Here is a 24,948-nt window from a genome sequence, read left to right as displayed (position 1 = left end):
GCCAGCGCCACACCTTCTGTCACCGACCCTGGTTGTCCGGATCCGCCGTGTTCGGCTCGCTGGTCGGATCGCTGCCCCCGTCCAACGCGTCCCACATCATCCGCTCCGACATTCCCTCCGGGCCGCCGCCGTCGGCCGTTTCCGAGCGCACCGCGTCACGTCGTGCCGCCGGCGCGACGTAACGGGCCGTAGACGTCCGAGCGGTCGCCGCCGAACGCATCAACAATCCGGCCGCGACCAGCGCAATCACCGCGGCAGCCACCGCCACGCCGGCACCGGCGTAGAAGCGCTGTGAGCCGACCAGCGCGGAGACCGGGACCTCGGCAAGACCGGCCGCGCGTACCGCGACGTCATGGGTAACCCACTGGCTGATGCCCAGATAGGCGATCCCGGCTCCCGACACGGCCACCAGGACGGCCACCGCGCGCAACAGCAGGCCCCGGACGGCCAGCGCGGCCACCGCCGCCGCCAGCAGCACCAGGGCGAGCGGCACCAGCGCCGTCGACCAGGCCGCACCCGACAATGTCGAGGTCTTGGGCTGCCCGAGACCGTCGAACGTGCTCACCTCGACCCAAGGCAGGCGCGAGGCCCCCCATAGCGCCAACGCGCCGAGGGCCAGCAAAGCCTGCGCGATCCGGATCAAGGTTGCCCCAGCGTCTCGGCCGCCGCGATCGCGTTCAGCACCGCCTTGGCCTTGTTGGCGGACTCGTTGTACTCGTAGGGCCCGTTGGAGTCGGCCACGACTCCCCCGCCGGCCTGCACGTAGGCGGTGCCGTCGCGCATGAGGGCGGTCCGGATCGCGATCGCGAAATCAGCGTTGCCGGCGAAGTCCAGGTAGCCGAGCACGCCGCCATAGAGGCCGCGTCGGGTCAGCTCGACCTCCTCGATGAGTTCCATGGCGCGGACCTTGGGCGCACCGGACAGCGTGCCCGCCGGGAAACACGCGGTGACGGCGTCCAGCGCGGTCCTGCCGTCCGCGAGATGCCCGGTCACCGTCGACACCAGGTGCATGACGTGGCTGTAGCGCTCGATGTGGCTGTAGTCCTCCACCCGCACCGTCCCCGGCTGACACACCCGGCCCAGATCGTTGCGGCCCAGATCGACCAGCATCAGGTGCTCGGCGCGTTCCTTCTCGTCGGCCAGTAGCTCCTTCTCCAGGAGCACGTCCTCCTCCTCGGTGTCGCCGCGCCACCGGGTTCCGGCGATCGGATGCGTGGTCGCCTTGCCGTCCTTGACGGTGACCAGCGCCTCCGGGCTGGACCCGACGACGGAGAAATCAAGTCCCCCTTCGGCATCCGGGACGTTGAGCAGGTACATGTACGGGCTCGGATTGGTCGCCCGCAGCATCCGGTAGACATCCAGTGGATCGGCGGCGGTGCTGATCTCAAAACGCTGCGAGGGCACCACCTGGAATGCCTCACCGGCCTCGATATCTCCGACCAGCTTGTCCACGATCGCGCTGTACTCCTCGACGGTGCGCTGCGCGCGGAACTGCGGCTGCGGCCGGCTGAAGGTGGACACCGTGGAATGCAGCGGCTCGGCGAGGGCGGCCGTCATCACATCGAGGCGGGCCACCGCGTCGTCGTAGGCCTCGTCGACACGGTCGTCGGTACCGTTCCAGTTCACTGCATTGGCGATCAGGGTGATGGTGCCCTCGTGGTGGTCGACGGCGGCGATGTCGGTGGCCAGCAACAGCAGCATGTCGGGCAGCCCCAGATCATCCACGGCGATCTCCGGCAACCGTTCCAGCCTGCGCACCATGTCGTAGGCGAAGTACCCGACCAGCCCCGACGACAGCGGCGGCAGCCCGGGCAGCGCGGCGGTGGCCAGCAGATCCAGCGTGCTGCGCAGCGCGACGAGCGGGTCGCCACCGGACGGTGCGCCTTTCGGCGTGGCGCCCAGCCAGACCGCCTCGCCGTCGCGGACCGTCAGCGCCGACGGCGCGCCGGCACCGATGAACGACCACCGCGACCAGGACCGTCCGTTCTCGGCGGATTCCAGCAGGAACGTGCCCGGCCGGTTGGCGGCCAGCTTGCGGTACGCCGACAGCGGTGTCTCACTGTCGGCCAGCACCTTGCGGGTCACCGGAACCACCCGGTGCCCGGCGGCGAGTTCCCGGAAGTCCTCGCGAGGCGTGGTGACGGCCAGCGTGACGGTATTGGGTTGCACGGGCCCAATCCTCCCAGACGCCGGAAAGCCGTTCGGCGTAGCGTGGGCAGCCGTGACGCTTATCAAGACCGGTGACCGCGTAGCCGAGTTCGAACTGCCCGACCAGACAGGCACCATGCGCAGTCTGTCGGCACTGCTCGCCGACGGACCCGTGGTGTTGTTCTTCTACCCCGCCGCGATGACGCCCGGCTGTACCAAGGAGGCCTGTCATTTCCGCGACCTGGCCGCCGAGTTCGCCGCCGTCGGTGCCTCGCGGGTGGGCATCAGCACCGACGCGGTGGAGAAGCAGGCTAAGTTCGCCGATCAGCAGCGCTTCGATTACCCGCTGCTCTCGGACGCCGACGGCAAGGTCGCCACCGCGTTCGGGGTGAAACGCGGCCTGCTCGGCAAGCTGATGCCGGTCAAGCGGACGACGTTCGTGATCGACACCGACCGCACCGTGCTCGAGGTCATCTCCAGCGAGTTCAGCATGGACACCCACGCAGACAAGGCCCTCGAGGTGCTCAGGGCGCGTTGACGGTGACACCGGTACTGGAGATCACCGACGTCACCTTCCGCCGCGACGGCAAGCAGATCATCGACGGCATCTCGCTGACGGTGCAGGCCGGTGAACACTGGGCGCTGCTGGGACCCAACGGCGCCGGTAAGAGCACGCTGCTGGGCTTCTGCGCGGCGGTCACGTTTCCCAGCAGCGGCACGGTGCGCATCCTGGGCGGTCAGATGGGACGCACCGATCTGTCGGTGCTGCGCCGATCCATCGGCCATGTCAATCCGCGGCACCGGTTGCAGTACCCGCTGACCGTGCGTGAGGTGGTGCTCACCGGTTTCACCGCGACCGTGGACACCGCGGCGCGCTGGACCCCCAGCCCCGAGCAGGTGCGCCGGGCCGATGAACTGATCGACACCGTGGGCCTGTCGGCGCGCGCCGACGCCGTCTGGCCGACGCTGTCCCAAGGCGAGCGCGGACGGTCGCTGATCGCCCGCGCCCTGATCGCCGAACCGCGGCTGCTGCTGCTGGATGAACCCAGCACCGGCCTGGACGTGGCCGCCCGTGAGCAACTGCTGGAAACCATTGACACACTGGAGGTCACGCATCCCGAGATGGCCTCCATCCTGGTGACCCATCACCTGGAGGAACTGCCCACCAGCACCACCCATGCGCTGCTGATCGGTGCGGGCCGCACGGTGGCCATCGGTCCGGCCCAGAGCACCGTGACCACCGAGCACGTCAGCGCGGCGTTCCGGCATCCGGTGACGGTGGGGTTCGACGACGGCCGGTGGAGCGCACGGGCCAAGGCCAGTTCCAGGGTGGTTGGCTAACCGATCGGGGCCTGATCGCGGCGGCGGCGCGCCTCCCGGTGCCGGGTCACCGGCGAGGTGTCGATGACGCGGTTGGCCATGATGGCCAGAAACCTCGCCGGCTGCAACTGCGGCGGCACCACATCGTGGCGGATCGCGATGTCCGGCAGTGCGGCCAGCGCCTCGTCGACCGCGGCGGTCGCGACGTCGACGATCTCGAAAAGCAGTCCGGATTCCGCCTTTTCGACGCTGTCCACCTCATCCTCGGGTGACTCGACTCCGTCGGCCTCGTAGTCGATCATGACCAGCGCGGTGGCGTGATAGGCGTCGTCCTCGGTGCCCAGCTTGCCCAGCAGGTCGATCAGCCATTCGGCCTTGTCGGGCTCGGAGGTCAGGATCGTCGAACGCAGTCCGTAGACGAAGCCGAGCGCAGCCAGCGGGTGTCGCAGCCGCAGGTTCTTGGCGTCCCCGTAGCTCTCCTCGACGCGGTTGGCGGCGTTCTTTCCGAAACTGGAATCCATCCGCTTGGTGCTGATCAGCAATTCCGGACCGGTATCCCAGTCCGACATGACGACGTCGACCTGCTTCATGTAGTGCTTGCCGAGCACGCTGGCGCTGGAGCCGACGATGCCCTTCATCGAGCGTCCCAGCCGCGCCTCGATGAGCTGACGTTCCCGTTGCGGCAGCGCCTCGAGCAGACTGGCGATCGCACCCGGCATGATCCGCGGGTCGGTGGGCCGCGGCCACACCGCATCCGGTTCGAAGCCCGCGCGGCGCAACTCGTAGGACATCCACACGTCCAAGGCCAGCGCGGGCACCCCGGTGGTGGACGGGGCGTCCAGGTACAGCGGTACGCCGAGCAATTTGCGCAGCACCTTGAAGTCCGGGCGGAAGGTCAGCGTGTCAGCGGTCCGCAGCCACGGGTTGGTGTGCACCCCGGCGGGCGCGGCGTCGGCGACGATCCGGTCGAAGATGGCCCAGGCGGTGGCTTTGGCGGAGGGCTCAGCGGGCACGCCGCGACCTTACCGCTCTCCTGGAGGCCAGCGAATGGCGCGCGGCCTGAACCGATTCCAGGTCCGTCGCCAGGTCCAGCGCGTCGTCGATGACGCCGACCGCATCGAGCAGCTTGCCGCGACCCAGCAGCGCGGCGACGGTGCGCCGGGCGGCCCGCAATTCGGTGGCGCGGGCGGCGATCAGGTCCGGGGCCGGCACCAGCCAGCGATCCGCTTCGCGCGGTTCGATTTTCAGCACACCGCCGCCGTAGGCGCGGCCCACCATCTCCGCATGCAGCACGGTCACCGAGTTCAGCGCGGCCAGCGGCAACAGATCACGTCCCAGTGCGGCCACCTCGTCGCGCAGGTACACCCCGTGCACCGAATTGAGGTGGTGCGCGCCGGCCCGGTTGGTGACCAGCCGCGGCGTGTCGGCATTCATGCACGTCAGCAGCAGGTCGGCTGGTTTCACCAGCGGCACCAGGTACCAGGGTGTGCGGACCCGGCATTTATAGGCCAGGTGCACCCCGGCGGCATGGCCGGCGTCGATATAGCGCTGCGCCGGCGCCGAGAGACGGCCGGTAGGCCGGAAGAGGTACACCGAGCGCCCGTCGGCGCCCAGTGCCGCGAGTTGGTTCGTGGACAGGGCGAGCCCACGGAGGTGCCCGCTGCCCGGCGGGGACAGGGTCAGCAGATCGGCCGGTCGCAGCCTGAGCTCGGACACCCGGGCCGGGGACAACGCGAAGTAGCCGTTGTTGCCGGTCACCATGCCCAGCGTGGTGTCACCCCACTCTTCGAGCGTGCTGAACCGCCCGTCGTCGTGCAGGCCGTGCAGAATCTCGACGGGACGATTGCCGATGAGCCCGCTGACCCATTTGTCGGCCGGATCAACCGGGGACCAATGCCGTTGCACCAGTTCGGAAGTCAACGATTCGGCATTGCGGGCCCGGTGGATGACGGCGTGCCCGGACGGGCCCGCCCCGAAGCCATCGGCCAGCAGCAGCACCACATCGGCCTCGGCCCCCGGGAAGACCTGCTCGTCGAACATCACCAGCTCCACGCTGGCGAACCGGTCGAACAGGAACTTGCGCACCGCGGCGGCGTAGTTGACGCTGAGCAGCTCGGCGGGCAGCACCAGCGCCATCCGGCCGCCCGGACGCAGGAACAGTGCGGCGTGCACGGTGAATGCCGCCCAGCTCGACGCCAGCGCCGACAGTGTGACGCCGGCCTTGAGCGCGGCGCGCCGGGACTGGGCCCGCTGACTGCCACGGAAGTCCTGATAGCGGATGTAGGGCGGGTTGCCCAGCACCGCCGAATACGTCGGTGTGGGGGCGATGTCGAAGAAGTCCGCGGTGCGCACCCGCGCCCTGCCACCGGCCTCGGTCACCCGGCGCCGGGCCGTCGCGACGCTGGCGGGATGGATCTCGACCCCGTCGAGTTCGGGGTGTTCGGCGCCGAGCCGACGCAACCGTTCGGTGGCTGCGACCAGGAAGGCGGCGTCACCGGCCGACGGCTCGAACACCGCGTCATCGGGTGCGCGCACCGCCCAGTCGGCCAGATACCGGGTGATCTGCGGTGGGGTGAAGAACGCACCGCGGGCCTTGCGGGTGGCGGCGGTGTCTTCGGTCACCGGGCCATTGTCAACGATGCCACCGACAAATACGGTCAAGCGTCGCCGAGCAGCAGATCCGCGTCGAAGCAGCTGTGATCCCCGGTGTGGCAGGCCCCGCCGACCTGGTCGACCTCGAGCAGCACGCTGTCACCGTCGCAGTCCAGCCGCACCGAGCGCACGTACTGGGTGTGCCCGGAGGTGGCGCCCTTGACCCATTGTTCGCCGCGGGACCGCGAGAAGTAGGTGGCCTCGCGGGTTTCCAGGGTGCGGGCCAGCGCGTCATCGTCCATCCAGGCGACCATCAACACGTCGCCGCTGCCGTGTTCCTGCACCACCGCGGTGAACAGGCCGGCCTCATTGCGTTTGAGCCGTGCGGAGACGGCGGGGTCGAGAGCCATCACCGCACCTCTATGCCGTCGGCCGCCATCGCGGCCTTCACTTCACCGATGGTGAGTTCACCGAAGTGGAACACGCTGGCGGCCAGCACCGCATCGGCCCCGGCCTGCACGGCCGGGGCGAAATCGCCCACCGCGCCCGCGCCGCCGCTGGCGATCACCGGGACCGTGACCGCCGCGCGCACCGCGTGCAGCATCGGCAGGTCGAAACCGGCCTTGGTGCCGTCGGCGTCCATCGAGTTCAGCAGGATCTCCCCCACCCCGAGTTCGGCTCCGCGGCGGGCCCACTCGACGGCGTCGATGCCGGTGCCGCGACGGCCGCCGTGGGTGGTGACCTCCCAGCCCGACGGGGTCGGTTCCGACCCCGCGGGCACCGTGCGGGCATCGACGCTCAGCACGATGCACTGGGAACCGAACTGCCTGGACAGTTCGGCGAGCAGTTCCGGTCGCGCGATCGCGGCGGTGTTCACCGACACCTTGTCCGCACCGGCGCGCAGCAGGGTGTCCACATCGGCCACCGAGCGCACCCCGCCGCCGACGGTGAGCGGGATGAACACCTGCTCGGCGGTGCGGCGCACCACCTCGAGCATGGTGGACCGCCCCGCCGAGGAGGCGGTGACGTCCAGGAAGGTCAGCTCGTCGGCGCCGGCGGCGTCATAGGCTGCCGCCAGTTCGACGGGGTCACCTGCATCCCTGAGGTTCTCGAAGTTGACACCCTTGACGACCCGGCCGTCATCGACGTCCAGGCACGGGATGACCCTGACCGCGACACCCATCTCAGTAGTCCTCCGGGGAACCCGCGGCGGCGACCAGTTCCAGGATCTGCTCGTGGATGCCCGGGGCGGCGGCCAGCGCCGACTTCGATTCGGCCGTCCAGGGTTGCCCGGCGAGATCGGTGACGACGCCGCCGGCAGCGCGCACCAGCGCCACCCCGGCCGCGTGATCCCAGATGTGGTGACCGAAGCTGATCGCACCGCCGAGCACCCCGGCGGCCACGTACGCCAGGTCGACACCGGTGGCGCCGTGCATGCGTACCCGGGACGACACCCGGCTCAGGTTGGCCAGCACCTCGGCCCGGTAGCGGCCCGGAAAACGGCCGCGCGAGTCGATATTGTAGGTCTGGATGCCGACAATCGAATCGGTGAGAGTGGACCGTGCCAGGGCGGGAAGCTCTGTTCCGTTGTCCCGCAACGGTCCACCGGCCGCCGCGATATAGCGGTTGCCGGTGAACGGCAGCCAGGTCAGCCCGCCGACCGGCTCCCCCTTGGCGAGCAGACCGAGCAGGATCGCGGCCATCGGCGAACCGGCGGCGTAGTTGAAGGTGCCGTCGATCGGGTCGAGCACCCACACCAACTCGGAATCGATGGGCGCGCCGCCGAATTCCTCGCCGTGTACCCCGATGCCGGTCTGTTCGGTCAGGGCGGCCACCACGCGGCGCTCGATGGCGAGATCCACTTCGGTCGCGAAGTCGTTGCCCTGCTTGCGGACTGCGGAGTCGGCCCGGTGTCCGTCGATGAACGCCGCCGACACATCGTCGAGGACGTTTGCGGCGGTGGCGAGCAGTGCCGCGAGTTTCCCGGGCTCGACCATCAGCCGCTGACCGCGCTGAGCGCCTCGGGCAGCGTGAAACGCCCGGCGTACAGCGCCTTTCCGACGATGGCGCCCTCGACGCCGCGGTCGGTCAGGGTGGCGATGGCCCGCAGGTCGTCCAGGCTCGACACCCCGCCGGAGGCGATCACGGGCGCGTCGGTGCGCTCGGTGACCGAGGCCAGCAGCTCCAGGTTCGGCCCGTTCAGGGTGCCGTCCTTGGTGACATCGGTGACCACGAAGCGTGAGCAGCCCTCGCCGACAAGGCGATCCAGGACCGGCCAGAGGTCACCGCCGTCGGTCTCCCAGCCGCGGCCGCGCAAACGGTAGTCGCCGTTCTCCAGCTTTACATCCAGCCCGACGGCCACCTTGTCGCCGTGCTCGGCGATCGCTTCGGCGCACCACTGCGGATTCTCCAACGCCGCGGTGCCCAGGTTCACCCGGCGGCACCCGGTGGCCAGCGCGGCCTTCAGGCTCTCGTCGTCGCGGATACCGCCGGAGAGCTCCACCGCGACATCGAGTTGCCCGACCACATCGGCGAGCAGTTCGCGGTTGGAACCACGCCCGAACGCGGCGTCCAGGTCGACCAGATGGATCCATTCAGCACCGTCGCGCTGCCAGCCCAGGGCGGCGTCCAACGCGGAGCCGTACTCGGTTTCACTGCCGGCCACACCCTGAACCAGGCGTACGGCGCGGCCCTCGACGACGTCGACGGCGGGAAGAAGAATTAGGGACACGTGCGGTTACCTTACTTGCCTCGTCAGCCGAGGCTGTCGACCCAATTGCGCAGCAGCGTCGCACCGGCGTCGCCGCTCTTCTCGGGGTGGAACTGGGTGGCCGACAGCGGCCCGTTCTCCACGGCCGCCAGGAACGGCACCTGATGCGTCGCCCAGGTGAGCAGCGCGTCGGGATCACCCTCCCAGGTCTGAGCCGCATAGGAGTGCACGAAGTAGAACCGGGTGTCGGCCTCCAGTCCGCGGAACAGGGTGCTCTCGGCGGGTGCGTCGACGACATTCCAGCCCATGTGCGGGATCACCGGGGCATCGAGGCGGGTCACCGCTCCCGGCCACTGGGCGCAGCCCTCGGTCTGTACCCCGAACTCGACGCCCCGGGTGAACAGGATCTGCATACCGACGCAGACGCCGAGCACCGGACGGCCCGCCGCCAGGCGCTTGGCGATGATCTGTTCGCCGCCGATATCGCGCAGGCCCGTCATGCAGGCCTCGTACGCGCCGACGCCGGGAACCACCAGACCGTCGGCCTCGAACGCCACGCCCGGATCCGCGGTGACCTCGACGTCGGCACCGGTGCGCTCCAGGGCGCGCTGCGCCGAACGCAGGTTGCCGGACCCGTAGTCCAGCACGACAACTTTTCGCGAACTCTCCACGTCTACAGGGTGCCTTTGGTGGACGGCACACCGGACACCCGCGGATCGAATTCCACCGCCTGGCGCAGCGCGCGGGCCACGGCCTTGTACTCCGCCTCGGTGATGTGGTGCGGATCGCGGCCGTAGAGGGTGCGCACGTGCAGCGCGATGCGCGCGTTGTAGGCCAGTGATTCGAAGACGTGCCGGTTGATCACGGTGTGGTACGGCGTGCTGGAGCCGGCAATGGTGAACTCCACCATGTAATCCGGTTCGCCGGTGTGTACGAAGTAGGGGCGGCCGGAGACGTCGACGGCCGCGTGCGCCAGGGTCTCGTCCATCGGGATGTAGGCGTCACCGAACCGCCGGATGCCCTTCTTGTCCCCCAACGCCTGGCCGAGGGCCTGTCCGAGCACGATCGCGGTGTCCTCGACGGTGTGGTGACCCTCGATCTCGATATCGCCGCGGGCCTGCACGCTGAGATCGAAACTGGCGTGGCTGCCCAGCGCGGTGAGCATGTGATCGAAGAACGGCACGCCGGTATCGATGTCGACCTTGCCGGTGCCGTCGAGGTCGATCTCCACGACGATGTCGGACTCCCTGGTCTTGCGTTCGACTCTCGCTCGACGGGTCATGAGGCTCCTTGCAGGTGGGCTGTGGGTGCCGAGTCGGCGCCGAGGACGCCCGATTCGGCGATCGTGGCGCTGACGTCGAGCATTAGATCGTTCTCGTCGATCAGGCCGATGGTGGTGCGCAGGTACCCGGAGATGCCGACATCGCGGATGAGCACCCCCGCGTCCAGGTAGCGCTGCCAGACCGCGGGCGCATCGGCGAACCCCCCGAACAGCACGAAGTTCGCATCGCTGGGGATGACCCGGAAACCCATCCCGGTCAGCGCCGCGGCGACGCGCTCGCGCTCGGCGATCAGGGTGGCGACGCTGCCCAGGGTGTCATCGGCGTGCCGCAGCGCCGCGCGAGCGGCGGCCTGGGTGAGCACCGAGAGGTGATAGGGCAGCCGGACCAGCAGCAGGGCGTCGATCACCGCGGGATCGGCGATCAGGTAGCCCAGCCGCCCGCCGGCGAAGGCGAAGGCCTTGCTCATGGTGCGGGTGACGATGAGCTTGGCCGGGTAGTCGGCGATGAGGCGCACCGCGCTGGGCTGCGAGGAGAACTCGCCGTAGGCCTCGTCGACGATCACCACCCCGGTCGCGGCCTCGAGTACCCGGCGCAGGTCGTCGAGCGAAACACTCTGCCCCGACGGGTTGTTCGGGCTGGCCAGGAACACCACATCGGGCTTCTTGGTCGCCACCGCGGCGACGGCGACGTCGGTGTCCAGGCCGAAATCCTCGGCGCGCGCGGCTTCCAGCCACGATGTCTGGGTGCCGTCGGAGATGATCGGGTGCATCGAGTAGGACGGCACGAAACCCATCGCACTGCGCCCCGGCCCGCCGAACGCCTGCAGGATCTGCTGCAGAATCTCATTGGATCCGTTTGCCGCCCAGACATTTTCGACCGTGACGTCGACGCCGGTCTGGCCGCTCAGATAGGCGGCCAGGTCGGTCCGCAAGGCGATGGCATCCCGGTCCGGGTAGCGGTGCAGATCGGATGCGGCGTCCCGCACCGACTCGGCCACATCATCGATGAGCGCCTGGGTGGGCGGATGCGGGTTCTCGTTGGTGTTCAGCCGCACCGGCACCGACAGTTGCGGCGCGCCGTACGGCGTCTTACCGCGCAGGTTGTCCCGCAGCGGCAGATCGTCGAGCGTGATCTTGGCCATTCCTACCTTTCGAATCTAAGCCGGACCGCCTCGCCGTGGGCCGGCAGATTCTCTGCCTTGGACAGCGTGATCACATGACCGGCGACATCTTTGAGTGCGGCCTCGTCGTACTCGACGACATGGATACCGCGCAGGAAGGTCTGCACCGACAGTCCGCTGGAGTGTCGTGCGCAGCCGGCGGTGGGCAGCACGTGGTTGGAGCCGGCACAGTAGTCGCCGAGGCTGACCGGCGACCAGGCGCCGACGAATATCGCGCCCGCCGAACGGATTCGGCCCGCGACCGCCGCGGCGTCCTCGGTCTGGATCTCCAGGTGTTCGGCGGCGTAGGCGTTGACGACCCGGACCCCGGCGGCCACATCGTCGACCAGGACGATCGCGGACTGCCTGCCGGTGAGCGCGGCGGTCACCCGCTCGCGGTGCACGGTGGTCTCCAGCTGCGCGGCCACCTCCAGGTCGACCGCCTCGGCCAGCGCGACACTGTCGGTGACCAGCACGCTGGCGGCCATCTCGTCGTGTTCGGCCTGGCTGATCAGGTCGGCGGCGACGTGCCGCGGATCGGCGGTGTGGTCGGCCAGGATGGCGATCTCGGTGGGACCGGCCTCGGCATCGATGCCCACCTGGGACCGGCAGATGCGCTTGGCGGCGGTGACGTAGATGTTGCCCGGCCCGGTGATCATGTCCACCGGGGCGAGTTCGCTGCCGTTCCTCGTCGCTCCGCTCGCCCCAGCCCCGTCGGTGTCGGTGTCGGTGCCGCCATAGGCCAGCAGGGCGACCGCCTGGGCACCGCCGACGGCCCACACCTCATCGACACCCAGCAGCGCGGCCGCGGCCAGGATGGTCGGATGCGGCAGGCCGCCGAACTGGGCTTGGGGTGGGCTGGCGATCACCAGCGACTCGACCCCGGCGGTCTGGGCGGGCACCACATTCATCACGACGCTGGAGGGATACACGGCGTTGCCGCCCGGTACGTAGAGCCCGACCCGTTCCATCGGGACCCAGCGCTCGGTGACCGTGGCGCCCGGCGCCAGCGTCGTGGTGGTGTCGGTGCGGCGCTGATCGGCGTGCACGATGCGGGTCCGCTCGATCGCCACCTCGAGTGCGGCGCGGACAGCGGGATCCAGTAGACGGACAGCTTCACTCAACTTCTCGATGGGTACCCGTACCGTCTCGGGTCGCACACCGTCGAACTTCTCGCCGTACTCCAGGGCCGCGATCGCGCCGCGTGCGGCGATATCGTCGACGATGGGACGGACCTTCGGGACCACCGAGTCCACGTCGACACCGCCGCGCGGCAGCGTCGTCCGCAACCGGGCCGCGGACAGGTCCGCACCCCGCAGATCGATGCGGGCCATGAGGGATCGTGGTGACGTCACGGGTCTATTGTCCCAGAGCAGGCCAAATCGAATTCGGGAGCCGTCATGTCCGCGTCGCCGTCACGTAAGCAACATCCCAACAACGCCTCCGGCGTGCCGATGCTGGTACCGCCGGCGCTGGAGAACTTCCAGATCAAGTACATCAATCCCCTCATGACGCCGATCAGCAGGAAGCTGCCCGGGATGAGTGTGATCACCCATACCGGGCGCACCTCCGGGACCCGGTACGAGACCCCGGTCACCGCCTACCGCAAGGGCAACACCCTGGCCATCGGACTGATCCACGGCAAGACGAATTGGGTGAAGAACGTGCTGGCCGCCGGTGAGGCGGACATCCTGGTATCGCGCAAGGACCTGCACCTGGTGAATCCGCGGGTCCTGCCGGCGGGCACCAAAGATCCGTCGCTGCCCTTCATCGCTCGCGTGATGGCCCGCAGGACCGGGGTCTTCGTCGCCGATATCGCCTGAAATATCGGTTGACCGGACCTGCCACACTTTCTCCATGACCTGGCAGGTGTGGCTGGCTTTCCTCGGTGCGGCGATCGTGATCAGCGTGGCGCCGGGCCCCGGCGCGGTGCAGTCGATGGCCACCGGGATGACCGAGGGTCTGCGGCGCGGCTGGTGGAGCGTGTTCGGCCTGGAGATCGGTTTGATGCTGCAACTGGTGCTGGTGGCCGCCGGCGTCGGTGCGATCGTCGCGGCATCGGCGCTGGCCTTCACCGTGATCAAGTGGCTGGGGGTGGCCTACCTGGCGTACCTGGCAATCCGCCAGTGGCGCACCGCCCCGCGCGATCTGCGGGAACAGCTCGGCGCCCCGACCGGCAGCAGCCGCCGTGGTCTGGTGGCGCGCGGATTTCTGGTCAACGCCACCAACCCCAAGGGACTGGTGTTCTTCCTGGCGGCGCTGCCGCAGTTCGTGGTGCCGGCGGCGCCGCTGCTTCCGCAGTATCTGGCCATCGGGCTGACGATGATCGTCGTCGACATCGTGGTGATGGGCTTCTACACCGGGCTGGCCGGGCGGCTGATGAACTGGCTGCACAACGCGCGCCAGCAGACCATCCTGAACCGCGTCATCGCCACGATGTTCGCGGCGGCCGCCGTCGTGCTGTCCCTGGTGCGCCGCGGCGCTCCCGCTTAGGTGTCCAGGCCGATATCGAGCACCCGCACCGAGTGGGTCAGGGCACCGACGGCCAGGTAGTCGACACCGGTCCCGGCGTAGTCGGCTGCGGATTCCAGCGACAACCCGCCTGAGGATTCGAGCAAGGTCGCCGGTGCCCGGGTATCGCGGCGCTGCACCGCGATCTGGGTCTGCCACACCGGAAAGTTGTCCAGCAACACCAGTTCCACCCCGGCGCCCAGCACATCGTCGAGTTGCTCCAGCGAGTCCACCTCGACCTCGCACGGCAGGTCCGGTGCGAGCGCCCGCACCGCGTTCAGCGCGGCCAATACCGAGCCGGCCGCCGCGACATGGTTGTCCTTGATCAGCGCGGCGTCGCCGAGCCCCATCCGGTGGTTCACGCCGCCGCCGACCCGGACCGCGTACTTCTGCAGGAATCGCAACCCGGCCAATGTCTTGCGGGTGTCCCGGATCTTGGCGCCGGTGCCCTCGACGGCATCCACCCACCGGGCCGTCGCGGTCGCGATACCGGACAGATGGCAGACCAGGTTGAGCATGGTGCGCTCGGCGGTCAGCAGTCCCTGCGCGGGCGCGGTCAGACGCAACAGCGACTGACCGGCCTCCAGGCGGGCACCGTCATACACCCGGTCCAGGACGGTGTAGCCATCGGCTCCGAGCACCTCGTCGAGCACCATCAGGGCCAGATCCACACCGGCGGCGACGCCCGGTTCACGGGTCGCCATCGAGGCCGTCGTGATGGCGTCGGCGGGCACCGTCGCCAGGGTGGTGACATCCGGCCCGTAGCGCAGATCCTCTTCCAGGGCGCGGGCGATGACAGCCCTGGCTTCGACGAGTTCGCCTGCCGACAAAGCTGTTGACATCACCTGCGCTCCTTGGGTCATATGCGTCATCAGCCGGCCCCGACCGGTGCGACGACGGCGGGATCAGCGGCGTCATTCATGCGTACCGAGATGCTGACCGCCTGTGCGGCATCTGTTTCCGGGTGATCACCACGGTGATGACAACCACGCGATTCGGTGCGCGCGAGGGCGGCCGCGACGATGGCCCGCGCCGCACACGTGAGCGCGGCGTCCTCGGCGGTGTCGCGATCGGTGACGGTGCGCTGCGGCGCGTCCGCCAGCACGGCGGCCAGTTGCCCCAGGCCATCGGCGTCACGGACCACGGAGGCGTGCCGGCTCATGGCGCGCTGCAGCACATTTCGGTCCAGCGCGGGCAGTCGCACGGCCGCGGGCGCGGCCGCCGTGGCCGGCCCGGCCTGCCGGGCGTGCGCGGATGCCGCGCGGCCGGCCCGGCCGCCGACGACAAGACCTTCTAGCAAGCTGTTGGACGCCAACCGGTTTGCGCCGTGCATACCGGTGCGCGCGACCTCACCGGCGGCGAACAACCCCGGCAGTTCGGTGCGCCCGTGCACGTCGGTGCGCACGCCGCCGCAGCTGTAGTGCGCGCCCGGCACCACCGGAATCGGCCGGGTGGCCGGATCGATACCGGCGGCCAGGCACGCCGCGGTGACGGTCGGGAACCGCCGGTGTACATCGTCGATACCGGTGGCATCGAGATACACGCAGGCTTCGCCGGTCGCCCGCAGGCGTGCGTCGATGGCGGCCGCGACCACGTCGCGCGGCGCCAGGTCGCCCAGTGGGTGCACCCCCGCGGTGACGGAGTTGCCTCGGCTGTCGACGAGTACGGCTCCTTCACCACGCAGTGCCTCGGAGATCAGCGGGCGGCGCCCACCGGCCGGCCCGGTGTACAACATCGTCGGATGGAACTGGATGAACTCGATATCGGTGACGCTGAGCCCGGCCTGCAGCGCGAGCGCGACACCGTCACCGGTGGATCCGTCGGGGTTGGTGGTGGCGGCGTACAGATGCCCCAGCCCGCCGGTGGCCAGGATGACCGACGGGGCATGCACGAGGCCCGGCCCGTCGTCGCTGTGCACCAGCACCCCGGTCACCCGGTCCCCGTCATGACAGATCTGCAGGGCCACATGATTGCGCCGGATATCGAGGTGGGTGGCAGCGTGATCGAGCGCGCGCTGCACCTCCGCACCGGTGGCATCCCCGCCGGCGTGGATGATCCGGCGCCGGCTGTGGCCACCCTCGCGGGTCAGCGACCAGTGTCCCGGTGTGGACTCGTCGAATCGGGCTCCGGCGTCGACGAGGTCGGCAACCGCCGGGTAGCCGTCGGCGACGATGGAGCGCACGGCGTCCACATCACACAACCCGCCACCGGCTGCGAGCGTGTCGGCGACGTGCGCCTCCACGGAATCGCCGCCCGCACAGAACGCGTCGGGCAGGACGACGGCGATGCCGCCCTGGGCGTAGAACGTCGCGGTCTCGGCGATCTTGCTGAGCACGATGACCTTGCGGCCCTCGCGCACCGCGGCCAGTGCGGCCACCAGACCGGCCACTCCGGTGCCGATGACGACGACGTCGGCGCGCTGCTGCCAGTACCCGGCTCCCCCGCAGGATGCCGAGACGGCGTTCATTCCCCGCCGCCGGGCTGCCCGATCTCGATCATGCGCTGCACACTGGCCTGCGCCAGCTCGGCAGTCTCCAGATCGACATGCACCTCGTCGGCGCCTTCGACCAGGCAGCGCAGCAGCGCGGCCGGGGTGATCATCTTCATGTAGCCGCAGGACGCGCGATCGTTGACCGCCAGGAAATCGACATCCGGTGCGGCGCGGCGCAACTGGTGCAGCATGCCGACCTCGGTGGCGACCAGCACCTGGCGGGCCTTGGTCTCGCGGGCGGCGTCGAGCATGCCGCCGGTGGACAAGATCTTCACCCGGTCCTCGGGTACCGCTCCCTCACCGGCCAAGTACAGAGCCGATGTGGCGCAACCGCATTCGGGGTGCACGAACAGCTCGGCATCGGGGTGGGCGCGGGCCTGATCGGCGAGTTCGTCACCGTTGATCCCGGCGTGCACATGGCATTCGCCGGCCCAGATGTGCAGGTTCTTGCGGCCGGTGACGCGCCGGACGTGGGCGCCGAGGAACTGGTCCGGGCAGAACAGCACGGTGCGGTCCTCGGGGATGGAGGCGACCACCTCGACTGCGTTGGACGAGGTGCAGCAGATATCGGTGAGCGCCTTCACCGCTGCGGTGGTGTTCACGTAGGACACCACGACGGCGTCGGGGAACTCGTCCTTCCACTCGCGAAGCTGGTCGGCGGTGATCGAGTCGGCCAGTGAGCAGCCGGCCCGCTGGTCCGGGATCAGCACCGTCTTGGCGGGCGCCAGGATCTTCGCGGTCTCGGCCATGAAGTGCACACCGCAGAACACGATGGTGTCCTCGGGCGCCTCGGCGGCGATGCGGGACAGCGCCAGCGAATCGCCCACATGGTCGGCGACATCCTGGATGGCGGGCAACTGGTAGTTGTGCGCGAGCAGCGTGGCATTGCGCAGGTCCGCCAGCCGGCGAACCTCGGCCGCCCACTGCCCGTCGCCCACCACTCCGGCGTAACCGCCGGGGCCGTCGACGATGCGCGAGGCGAGAACGCTGTCGTGCGCTGCTGTGCGATCCAGGACCGTCATGGCAGTCTCCTTTGTGCCAACGAGGTTTTCGACTTACAATCGAAAACATGCCATATGGTAGCACCGACCATGAAGTGCTTGCTGTCGTCCTCCAGGTTCGCCAGCTGCCCACGAAAAACCCGCAGCTCAGCGTGCTGCTGTGGGAACGGGCCATGGACCCGCAGCGCGGCGCCTGGGCACTGCCCGGCGGGCAGCTGAGACACGACGAGGACATGATCAGTTCAGTTCGGCGTCAACTCGCCGAGAAGGTCGACCTGCGCGAACTGACCCATCTCGAACAATTGGCGGTGTTCTCCGACCCGCAGCGGGTACCGGGTCCGCGCACCATCGCCTCCACCTTCCTCGGACTGGTGCCCTCCCCCGCCACCCCGGAGCTACCGCCGGACACCCGCTGGCACCCGGTGTCGGCGCTGCCCCCGATGGCGTTCGACCACGGCACGATGGTGGTCAACGCATGCTCCCGGCTGATCGCGAAACTGTCCTATACGAATATCGGATTCGCTTTGGCGCCCAAGGAATTCGCGCTGTCGGCGCTGCGTGACATCTACAGCGCGGCGCTCGGGCACCCGGTGGACGCCACCAATCTGCAACGTGTGCTGGAACGCCGCAACGTCATCACCAGGACCGGGACCACCGCGCGCTCGGGACGCAGCGGAGGCCGGCCGGCGGCGCTGTACCGGTTCACCGAGTCGCGTTACCGCGTCACCGACGAATTCGCCGCACTACGTCCGCCGGGGTGAGTCGGGCTGGCTTCTTAGACCATTCTTAGGCAACAATGCCCGGATGGACTTTGGCAGCACTGCGGCCGCGCCCGACGCCGAATGGATCGGAGCCGTCCCGCACGAGGCGCTGGACCGCTCCGCGCGTCCCCGGCTGCCCAAGGACGATCCGTTCTACGTCGCCCCGGCCGGCTTCCAGCACGCCACGCCGGGCACCGTGCTGCGCAGCCGGGACGTCGAACTGGCCTTTCTCGGACTGATTCCCCAGCAGGTGCGGGCCGTGCAGCTGCTCTACCGGACGACGGACATGAACGGTAAGCCCGAGGCGGCCGCCACCACCGTGGTCATTCCGGCCGAACGGGGCCCCGAGCGCGTCTGTCCGCTGGTGTCCTACCAGTGCGCCATCGATGCCATCTCCTCGCGCTGCTTCCCGTCCTATGCCCTGCGTCGCCATGCGGTGGCCCCGGGTGCGGTGCCGCAGTTCGAGATGCTGCTCGTCGCCGCGGCCGTCGCCGAGGGCTGGGCAGTGTCCGTACCCGACCACGAGGGCGTCAACGGCAACTGGGGCACCCCGTACGAACCCGGGTACCGCGTGCTCGATGGGCTGCGTGCGGCGCTGAGCTCGGAGCAGCTGACGCTCTCGGACACCGCGCCGATCGGGTTGTGGGGCTACTCCGGTGGCGGTCTGGCCAGCGCGTGGGCCGCCGAGATGAGCGGTACCTACGCTCCCGAGCTCAATATCGTCGGCGCCGTCCTCGGCTCACCGGTCGGCGACCTGGGCCGCACCTTCCGCAAGCTCAACGGCACCTTCGCCTCGGCGCTGCCCGCGCTGGTCGTCGCGGCGCTCGCCGACGTCTACCCCGGACTGCAGCGGATCATCGCCGAACATGCCAGCGAGAAGGGCCGCGCCCTGCTGGACAGGTTGCACCACATGACCACCGTCGAGGCCATGGTCCGGCTGTTCCGCACCGATATGGGCGACATGCTGGACCAGCCACTGGAACAGATCCTGTCCACCCCCGAGGTGCAGCACGTCTTCGCCGATATCAAGCTCGGTGTCGCGGTGCCCACACCGCCGGTGCTCATCATCCAGGCCGTGCACGACGAGATCATCTCCGTCGACGGCATCGATGAGCTCGCCGAGACCTATTCCTCGGGCGGCGCCCACGTCACCTATCACCGCGACATGTTCAGCGAGCATCTGCTGCTGCACCCGATGTCGGCGCCGATGGCGCTGCGCTGGCTCTCGGACCGCTTCGCCGGACGCCCGCTCGGCGAGCACCTGCTGCGCACCAAGTGGCCGACCATGTTCAACCCGTCGACCTACACGGGGATGGCGCGGCTGGCCGTCATCACGGCCAAGGTGCTGACCGGGCGCAAGGTGCATCGTCTGCCGCTGTCGGAGCTCGACCGGTAGCGATCCGGTGCTCGGTCGGGCTCAGGGCCGGCCGCGCTGCACCTCGGCCAGAGTCGGCAGCTTCCACTGAAGGCCCTGCTCAAGGTCGAAGCTCATCGGTTTGTAGCGCAGCAAGCCACTGCCCGGGTACGGGGTGTACTCGCCGAACCAGACATCGCCGTCGACGGCATACAGGTCGACCCGGATGAAATCCCAGTCGGCACCGAGTGTGGAGGCGATCTCCATCATCTTGTCCAGTTCGGCGGGCCGCTGCTCATCGGCCACCGGCTGAATCCGCCAGCGCACCGGCAGTTGCCGCCAGTCGGCGTCCAGGAAGGTCGCGGTCTGGTGCTTGCCGAACCTGCCGCGGTTCACCTGAATCAGCTCGATGCGGCCGTCGAAGACGAAGAACTTGTAGTCCACGGGTGCCCGCCCGTCCGGAGTCGGGATGCACTCCTCCAGCAGCAGATGCGGGCGGGCTTCGCTGTAGCCCCACTCGCCGAGTTCCAGGGGCGTCTCGTGGAACCAGGTGCTGGTCTGCCGGACCAGGTTGGCCAGATCCGTCTGCGGATCGGGCCCGAACAGCGCTCGCCCACTGCTGGCGTTGGGTTTGAGTACCCAGGGCGGAAGCGACGTCAGATCGGGGGCCTCGCGCAGGTCGGTGCCGGACCAGTAGGTGGCCGGGATGCGCAGATCGGGACTCGGGTAGGCCTCCCGGGCCATCTCCTTCATCCACATCTTGTCGCAGGCCTTGATGATCCGGTCCCGGCGGTCGTTGAAGATCCGCCAGTTCACCTTCTCGTTGAAGGTCTTCGGGTCGGTGAAATTGCCCCGCTTACGGATCATCGAGAGGTAGAGGAACTGCCGCATGGTCGTGACCGGAATCCGGTCGACCATCTTGCGCCGGGAGGCCTGCAACCACGCGGGCGTCGACTTGTACTCCAACATCGGCATGGCGGGACCTCACTCGCAGGTAATTATCGCAGCTGCCATTTTGCTGTGATGCAGCTGTGCGCGCGTCAATCTACCTGGGTGCGCGCGATCTGTGCGGGCTACGTTTGCGCGGGATCGGCAACCCCGGTGGACGGCGCCGCCGCCACCGGAATCGGCGGGTACACGCCCGCGTACTCCACCGGCGGCCAGGCGCCGAGGTCATCGCGTGAGGTCGAGGCCGTCAGCAGGGCGTAGGTCAAGGCGGCGACCGCGGCGGGCAGCAGGATGCCGGCGGCGATCACCAACGGCCCGTGCCCGAAGAACACCGCAGGAGCTTCCGACACGTAATGCACGCGGTTGGTCTCGGTGACCGGCGCGGCGTCGACGTCGATACTGCCGTAGCGCCAATGCACAAGTGCCGCACCGACGCCGGCCGCAGCGCCGGCAGCGGCGGCCATACCTGCCGCCAGTGCCACCACCTGAGCCGGACCACGGTGTGCCCGCCACTGCCACACCAGCACGGTCGCCACCACGGCGAGCACGCCGAGCAGACCGGCTTGCAGAAATGCGCCGAGGAAGAAATGGTCGGAGTCATTGCCCAGATAGGCCCGCACCCGCTCGCCGGCCCGGGTCAGCGCGACGACGCCCTGTATCGGCGGCGCCAGCCACGCCCACAGCGCGCCGATGAGCACGCCCGCCACGAGCAGGCCCAGAAACACCCGCAGTGACGCGGCGCGCCGGGAAACACCAGGTGCACCCCAAGGGCTCGTCATCGCCGGGGGTCCAGGTCGGTGGAATCGACATGACCGTGCCGCGAACACTTCGCCCACCACCCCGTGGGGCGGACCTGGACGATCATCCGGCGGCCGCATGCGGCGCAGAACCGTGGCGGCTCCAAGCCGAGCTGAGCCGCCGTCGGGATGACCGTCCCCGCCGCGGCGCCGGTGTAGACGTTGAAGACACCGGCACCGACGGGCGCGGGCAAGGCCGCAAGCTCGCTACTCATCACACTGTCAGTCTTACCGCGCGGGCTACAGCGTCGCGTTCAGGGCCTTGATCGGCATCTGCAGATCGTCGAGCAGTTCCAGATCCGCCTCGGCCGGCCGGCCCAGGGTGGTGAGGTAGTTGCCGACGATGACGGCATTGATACCGCCCAGGATGCCCTGCTTGGCGCCCAGATCGCCGAGGGTGATCTCGCGGCCACCGGCGAAGCGCAGCATGGTGCGCGGCAGCGCCAGCCGGAACGCCGCGACTGCTCGCAGGGCGTCGGCGGCCGGCAGCACCTTGAGGTCGCCGAACGGTGTGCCCGGGCGCGGGTTCAGAAAGTTCAGCGGGACCTCGTGCGGGTTCAGCTCGGCCAGGTTGGCGGCGAATTCGGCGCGCTGCTCCAGCGTCTCGCCCATGCCCAGGATGCCGCCACAGCAGACCTCCATACCGGCCTCGCGGACCATGCGCAGGGTGTCCCAGCGTTCCTCCCAGGTGTGGGTGGTCACGACATTGGTGAAGAACGAGCGCGCCGTCTCCAGGTTGTGGTTGTAGCGGTGCACGCCCATATCGGCGAGCCGCTGCACCTGCTCCTCGGTCAGCATGCCCAACGAGCACGCGATCTGGATGTCGACCTCGTTGCGGATGGCCTCGATGCCCGCGGCGACCTGTGACAGCAACCGCTCGTCCGGGCCACGCACCGCGGCGACGATGCAGAACTCGGTGGCACCGGTCTTGGCGGTCTGCTTGGCGGCCTCGACGAGGCTCGGGATATCGAGCCACGCGCTGCGCACCGGGGAGGCGAAAAGACCTGATTGCGAACAGAAGTGGCAGTCCTCGGGGCAACCGCCGGTCTTGAGGCTGATGATGCCCTCGACCTCGACATCGGGACCGCACCACTTCATCCGGACTTCGTGGGCCAGTTCGAGCAGTGCGTCGAGCTGATCGTCGGGCAGCTGCAGCACCTGCAGGGTCTGCTCCTGATCGAGACCGACGCCGCGTTCCAAGACCTGCTCGCGCGCCTGAACCAGAATGTCCGTCACCGGTATGTCTCCCTCACTGCTGACCATTGAACGGTGTTCAGGTTAGGCTACCTCCGTGCAGCTGCACAAACGTGACCTCGTCGACGCCGCCACGGCGATCCTGGACAACTTCGGGATCGCCGATCTGACCATGCGCCGGCTCGCGCGCGAACTCAGCGTCAGCCCCGGCGCGTTGTACTGGCATTTCGCCAACAAGCAACAACTGCTCGGCGCGGTGGCCGACCGGATCCTGCAGCCCGCGCTGCAACCGGATCCGTCCGGAACCTGGCGGGAGCAGGTCTCCGGGGACTGTCACCGGCTGCGGGACGCGCTGCTGTCGCACACCGACGGCGCCGAACTGGTCTCGGCCAGCTTCGCCGCCGGGCAGTCCGAGGCGATGACGCGGGTCGTCGACCGCTTGTCGGCGGCGGTGGCCGAAGCCGGCGTCGACGAACAGCATTGCGCGCTGGCCGCCCGCACCGTCGTCTACTACGTGCTGGGGTTCACCGTCGATGAACAGTCCCGGCTGCAATGGGACGCCGCAGGCGCCGATCTACCGGAAGGCCAATCGACGCTCACCGAGGACGCCGGCCGCCGGTTCGCGTTCGGGCTCGAGCTGTTGATCGGCGGGCTGACCGTGCACTCGGTCGGGCATCGGGCCTGACGAGTAGTCACCCGTCATCGACGAGCGGGATGTGCCGCGCGACCATGCGTTCAGGGTGATGGTGCAGGTTGATGCGGGGCTGTCCGGTGTCGAGTGGCGGTGGCGGATGCCAGTGGACGGTCCCGTCGGCTCCGATGGTGGTGGTCCAGCCGCCGTGGGTGATCAGGCGGTTGTGGGGCCCGCAGGCCAACGCGAGTTCGTTGATGTTGGTGCGGCCGTCCTTGGCGAAGTCGGCCAGGGCATGGTGGACCTGGCAGTGGTACGCCGGGGCGGTGCAACCCGGGAACGTACAGCCGCGCTGCAGATACGCCAGCACGAGGCGTTGATCGACGGTGGCGCACCGTTTGGTCCGGCCGAAGTCCAGCACCTTGCCGGTGAACTCGTCGAAGACGGTCAGGCACAGATACGCGTGTGAGGCGAGCCGGATCACATCACGCATCGGAACGCTGGAACCCCCGGCAGTGCGCCCGGTCCCGGTGCAGGCGTCGAGCTCACCGGCCTTCACGCCGACGACGACCGTGACCGGCAGCCCATTGTGGTCGCCCAACTCCCCGGACATCAAGGTGCCCCTGGTCAGCGTCATCATGGCGTCGTGTTGACGTTGCCCGGTGGTGCGTTTGTCCGCGTCGATGGCGTCCTGCGTGGGAGTGCCCATGGTGCACGGGGTTTCGTCCTCGGGATTACCCATACCCTTGGCCGCGAACTTGGCGAAGATCGGTTCCAGGTAGGCGCGGAACTCGGGCGTGATGCACAGGTGCAGCTCGGACATGCCGTCGGAGTCCTGTTCACCCAGGTTGCAGTCCCGGCGGTCCCGGCGGCGTTGGTCGAGCTCGTCATCGTTGGGTTCGGGACCGTCCGGGTCGAGAATCTCCAACAGGAATCGGGCAGCGGTGCGCAGCGCTTCGGGAGTCTGCTCGCAGGCCACCATCGCCAGCCGCTGTTCGACATCGATAGTGGTCTCGAGATCGACATGGTCGGGGATCTTGGCCATGGTGTCGAGGATGATCCGGACATGTTCGGCGGTGATCCGGCCACACTCGCGGGCTGCCGCGGTCGCCGGGTAGGCCGGTTCCAGTGGCTGGCCGGTCAATGAACAGCGGGGACCCAACAGTTCGGCTTCCCGGACGCGACGGTTGGCATCGCGGGTGGACAACAGCATCCGGGTCCGCATGACACCGGCCCAGTTCTTGGCCCCCAACTCGGAGGGGCTGGTCTGTGTCTTCAGCGCCGCCAGCAGCCGATGTTCCATGGCGGGGATGCGACGCGCCAGCGATTCCAGGCTGGACTGCGCGTTCAGCAGTTCGGTCGGGGTGGCGTCACCGAACCCCGTACCGGTGACCTTGTCGAACAAGGCCACCAGGTCGGTGAACAGGCCGCCATCCATACATCGAACGCTAGTTCGAAACACCGACAAAGAACCCCAAAAATGTGACTGATGGGACCACAGCGCTCAAAGAAACTTCTGGGGCATCAGATGATCGTTACCTCACGCTTGGCATCTCCGTCCCAGTGCCGCAGCCCCGCGAACGAGCCCTCGATATCGGTTCCGGTGCCCGCCACCGCCAGCGCCTGCTCCACCAGGTCGGCACCGAGCCGCCGCGCCAACGTGACATGCGGAGTCCACTGCCCGGGCAGGGTATGCCGCAGTGGTCCGGACTCCATGTGCGGCAGGCAGATACGGTTCACCTGCGCGTGCAGGTCCAGTAGCCCGGCGGACGGGATCACCAGCAACGCCAGCGTGTAGGGACCGCGCCCGAAGATCATCGGCGCACCGATCCGGCAGGACAGCGGCAGCCGCGCCAGCAGTGCAGCCAGGTCGGACTCCACGGCGCCGGACATCCGGGCGGCGACCGTGACGGTCACGTGCGGGCGGTTGCTCGGCGAGCGGTGAGCCGCCTGGCTGGGGATCCCGGCGACGGCGAGGGCCTGCCAGATATCGCGGACGGCGGCATCGGCGCCAGCATCGAGAGTCAACTCGACCGAGTGCACCATGG

28 protein-coding genes are annotated in these 24,948 nt (G+C 68.8%); 7 read left to right on the top strand and 21 right to left on the bottom strand.

The features are described 5' to 3' along the window. Positions 1-19 precede the first annotated feature (19 nt). Together C6A86_RS13540 and C6A86_RS13535 are read right to left on the bottom strand one after the other, a co-directional pair. Positions 20-643: a TIGR02234 family membrane protein gene (locus tag C6A86_RS13540; protein ID WP_105362272.1), complete on the bottom strand. Its 624-nt coding sequence runs from the start codon at positions 641-643 to the stop codon at positions 20-22. Next, positions 640-2,169 (bottom strand): anthranilate synthase component I, encoded by a 1,530-nt coding sequence (locus C6A86_RS13535; protein WP_396835206.1) that lies wholly within the window; start codon positions 2,167-2,169, stop codon positions 640-642. Before C6A86_RS13535 ends, C6A86_RS13540 begins: the two co-directional genes overlap by 4 nt. A gap of 61 nt (positions 2,170-2,230) precedes the next feature. On the opposite strand from C6A86_RS13535, the gene C6A86_RS13530 reads away from it, so the two are divergent. Both C6A86_RS13530 and C6A86_RS13525 read left to right on the top strand, forming a co-directional pair. Beyond that, positions 2,231-2,686, top strand: coding sequence for a peroxiredoxin (locus C6A86_RS13530; RefSeq protein WP_199196085.1), 456 nt, complete (start codon positions 2,231-2,233; stop codon positions 2,684-2,686). 2 nt (positions 2,687-2,688) lie between these two features. Continuing rightward, complete coding sequence (locus C6A86_RS13525; protein WP_105362157.1) at positions 2,689-3,489, top strand: ABC transporter ATP-binding protein; 801 nt, start codon at positions 2,689-2,691, stop codon at positions 3,487-3,489. Here C6A86_RS13525 and C6A86_RS13520 read toward each other — a convergent pair. The 10 genes from C6A86_RS13520 to hisD are packed head-to-tail and all read right to left on the bottom strand — an operon-like array spanning position 3,486 to position 12,546. Then, positions 3,486-4,481 carry a hypothetical protein gene (locus tag C6A86_RS13520; protein ID WP_105362158.1) on the bottom strand — a complete coding sequence of 332 codons (996 nt, stop codon included), beginning with the start codon at positions 4,479-4,481 and terminating at the stop codon, positions 3,486-3,488. The genes C6A86_RS13525 and C6A86_RS13520 overlap by 4 nt on opposite strands. Beyond that, the gene (locus tag C6A86_RS13515) at positions 4,471-6,090 is read right to left on the bottom strand and encodes a class I SAM-dependent DNA methyltransferase (protein ID WP_199196083.1); all 1,620 of its coding nucleotides are present in this window, start codon (positions 6,088-6,090) and stop codon (positions 4,471-4,473) included. Before C6A86_RS13515 ends, C6A86_RS13520 begins: the two co-directional genes overlap by 11 nt. Positions 6,091-6,125: 35 nt before the next feature. Then, positions 6,126-6,470 (bottom strand): phosphoribosyl-AMP cyclohydrolase, encoded by a 345-nt coding sequence (gene hisI, locus C6A86_RS13510; protein ID WP_105362160.1) that lies wholly within the window; start codon positions 6,468-6,470, stop codon positions 6,126-6,128. Next, the gene (gene hisF, locus C6A86_RS13505; RefSeq protein WP_105362161.1) at positions 6,470-7,243 is read right to left on the bottom strand and encodes an imidazole glycerol phosphate synthase subunit HisF; all 774 of its coding nucleotides are present in this window, start codon (positions 7,241-7,243) and stop codon (positions 6,470-6,472) included. Before hisF ends, hisI begins: the two co-directional genes overlap by 1 nt. Position 7,244: 1 nt before the next feature. Next, complete coding sequence (locus tag C6A86_RS13500) at positions 7,245-8,057, bottom strand: inositol monophosphatase (RefSeq protein WP_105362162.1); 813 nt, start codon at positions 8,055-8,057, stop codon at positions 7,245-7,247. Next, positions 8,057-8,791 (bottom strand): bifunctional 1-(5-phosphoribosyl)-5-((5-phosphoribosylamino)methylideneamino)imidazole-4-carboxamide isomerase/phosphoribosylanthranilate isomerase PriA, encoded by a 735-nt coding sequence (priA, locus tag C6A86_RS13495; protein ID WP_105362163.1) that lies wholly within the window; start codon positions 8,789-8,791, stop codon positions 8,057-8,059. Before priA ends, C6A86_RS13500 begins: the two co-directional genes overlap by 1 nt. Positions 8,792-8,814: 23 nt before the next feature. After that, positions 8,815-9,441: an imidazole glycerol phosphate synthase subunit HisH gene (hisH, locus tag C6A86_RS13490; protein ID WP_105362164.1), complete on the bottom strand. Its 627-nt coding sequence runs from the start codon at positions 9,439-9,441 to the stop codon at positions 8,815-8,817. A 2-nt stretch (positions 9,442-9,443) separates the two neighbouring features. After that, on the bottom strand, positions 9,444-10,052 hold the full coding sequence (gene hisB, locus C6A86_RS13485; protein ID WP_105362165.1) for an imidazoleglycerol-phosphate dehydratase HisB: 609 nt from the start codon (positions 10,050-10,052) through the stop codon (positions 9,444-9,446). After that, on the bottom strand, positions 10,049-11,194 hold the full coding sequence (locus C6A86_RS13480; RefSeq protein ID WP_105362166.1) for a histidinol-phosphate transaminase: 1,146 nt from the start codon (positions 11,192-11,194) through the stop codon (positions 10,049-10,051). Before C6A86_RS13480 ends, hisB begins: the two co-directional genes overlap by 4 nt. Before the next feature lie 2 nt (positions 11,195-11,196). Then, positions 11,197-12,546, bottom strand: a complete 1,350-nt coding sequence (hisD, locus tag C6A86_RS13475) for a histidinol dehydrogenase (protein ID WP_105362167.1) — start codon at positions 12,544-12,546, stop codon at positions 11,197-11,199. A gap of 66 nt (positions 12,547-12,612) precedes the next feature. Here hisD and C6A86_RS13470 point away from each other — a divergent pair, with 66 nt between their 5' ends. Both C6A86_RS13470 and C6A86_RS13465 read left to right on the top strand, forming a co-directional pair. Continuing rightward, positions 12,613-13,035, top strand: coding sequence for a nitroreductase family deazaflavin-dependent oxidoreductase (locus C6A86_RS13470; RefSeq protein ID WP_311101188.1), 423 nt, complete (start codon positions 12,613-12,615; stop codon positions 13,033-13,035). 34 nt (positions 13,036-13,069) lie between these two features. Next, positions 13,070-13,705, top strand: a complete 636-nt coding sequence (locus C6A86_RS13465; RefSeq protein ID WP_105363716.1) for a LysE family transporter — start codon at positions 13,070-13,072, stop codon at positions 13,703-13,705. Here the strand turns inward: C6A86_RS13465 and nadC are convergent. The 3 genes from nadC to nadA are packed head-to-tail and all read right to left on the bottom strand — an operon-like array spanning position 13,702 to position 17,236. Next, entirely contained in the window at positions 13,702-14,565 is an 864-nt protein-coding gene (gene nadC, locus C6A86_RS13460; RefSeq protein ID WP_199196221.1) for a carboxylating nicotinate-nucleotide diphosphorylase, read from the bottom strand. The genes C6A86_RS13465 and nadC overlap by 4 nt on opposite strands. 29 nt (positions 14,566-14,594) lie before the next feature. Further along, complete coding sequence (locus C6A86_RS13455; RefSeq protein WP_105363717.1) at positions 14,595-16,190, bottom strand: L-aspartate oxidase; 1,596 nt, start codon at positions 16,188-16,190, stop codon at positions 14,595-14,597. Then, a complete protein-coding gene (gene nadA / locus C6A86_RS13450; protein WP_105363718.1) occupies positions 16,187-17,236 on the bottom strand; it encodes a quinolinate synthase NadA in 1,050 nt (349 codons plus the stop codon). Before nadA ends, C6A86_RS13455 begins: the two co-directional genes overlap by 4 nt. A gap of 47 nt (positions 17,237-17,283) precedes the next feature. Between nadA and C6A86_RS13445 the strand changes: the two genes are divergently transcribed. Together C6A86_RS13445 and C6A86_RS13440 are read left to right on the top strand one after the other, a co-directional pair. After that, positions 17,284-17,976 carry an NrtR DNA-binding winged helix domain-containing protein gene (locus C6A86_RS13445; RefSeq protein ID WP_105363719.1) on the top strand — a complete coding sequence of 231 codons (693 nt, stop codon included), beginning with the start codon at positions 17,284-17,286 and terminating at the stop codon, positions 17,974-17,976. A gap of 43 nt (positions 17,977-18,019) precedes the next feature. Beyond that, the gene (locus C6A86_RS13440; RefSeq protein WP_105363720.1) at positions 18,020-19,372 is read left to right on the top strand and encodes a lipase family protein; all 1,353 of its coding nucleotides are present in this window, start codon (positions 18,020-18,022) and stop codon (positions 19,370-19,372) included. A 21-nt stretch (positions 19,373-19,393) separates the two neighbouring features. Here the strand turns inward: C6A86_RS13440 and C6A86_RS13435 are convergent, their stop codons facing one another. The 4 genes from C6A86_RS13435 to bioB form a co-directional block, all read right to left on the bottom strand. Continuing rightward, positions 19,394-20,305 (bottom strand): ATP-grasp fold amidoligase family protein, encoded by a 912-nt coding sequence (locus C6A86_RS13435; RefSeq protein ID WP_105363721.1) that lies wholly within the window; start codon positions 20,303-20,305, stop codon positions 19,394-19,396. Positions 20,306-20,403: 98 nt separating this feature from the next. Next, on the bottom strand, positions 20,404-21,057 hold the full coding sequence (locus C6A86_RS13430) for a DUF2567 domain-containing protein (RefSeq protein ID WP_199196222.1): 654 nt from the start codon (positions 21,055-21,057) through the stop codon (positions 20,404-20,406). Continuing rightward, positions 21,054-21,290, bottom strand: coding sequence for a hypothetical protein (locus C6A86_RS13425; RefSeq protein ID WP_105363732.1), 237 nt, complete (start codon positions 21,288-21,290; stop codon positions 21,054-21,056). Before C6A86_RS13425 ends, C6A86_RS13430 begins: the two co-directional genes overlap by 4 nt. Before the next feature lie 25 nt (positions 21,291-21,315). Continuing rightward, positions 21,316-22,311: a biotin synthase BioB gene (gene bioB / locus C6A86_RS13420; protein ID WP_311101187.1), complete on the bottom strand. Its 996-nt coding sequence runs from the start codon at positions 22,309-22,311 to the stop codon at positions 21,316-21,318. Positions 22,312-22,366: 55 nt separating this feature from the next. Here bioB and C6A86_RS13415 point away from each other — a divergent pair, with 55 nt between their 5' ends. After that, on the top strand, positions 22,367-22,954 hold the full coding sequence (locus tag C6A86_RS13415) for a TetR/AcrR family transcriptional regulator C-terminal domain-containing protein (RefSeq protein ID WP_105363723.1): 588 nt from the start codon (positions 22,367-22,369) through the stop codon (positions 22,952-22,954). A gap of 7 nt (positions 22,955-22,961) precedes the next feature. Here C6A86_RS13415 and C6A86_RS13410 read toward each other — a convergent pair whose 3' ends face one another. Further along, positions 22,962-24,338 (bottom strand): HNH endonuclease signature motif containing protein, encoded by a 1,377-nt coding sequence (locus C6A86_RS13410; protein ID WP_105363724.1) that lies wholly within the window; start codon positions 24,336-24,338, stop codon positions 22,962-22,964. 86 nt (positions 24,339-24,424) lie between these two features. Continuing rightward, entirely contained in the window at positions 24,425-24,946 is a 522-nt protein-coding gene (locus C6A86_RS13405; RefSeq protein ID WP_105363725.1) for a 2'-5' RNA ligase family protein, read from the bottom strand. Between the last annotated feature and the right edge of the window lie 2 nt (positions 24,947-24,948).

This window comes from Mycobacterium sp. ITM-2016-00316 (assembly GCF_002968335.2).
GTDB lineage: Bacteria > Actinomycetota > Actinomycetes > Mycobacteriales > Mycobacteriaceae > Mycobacterium.
Note: the sequence above shows the minus strand (reverse complement) of the source record. Positions and strands in the feature narration are given on the sequence as shown.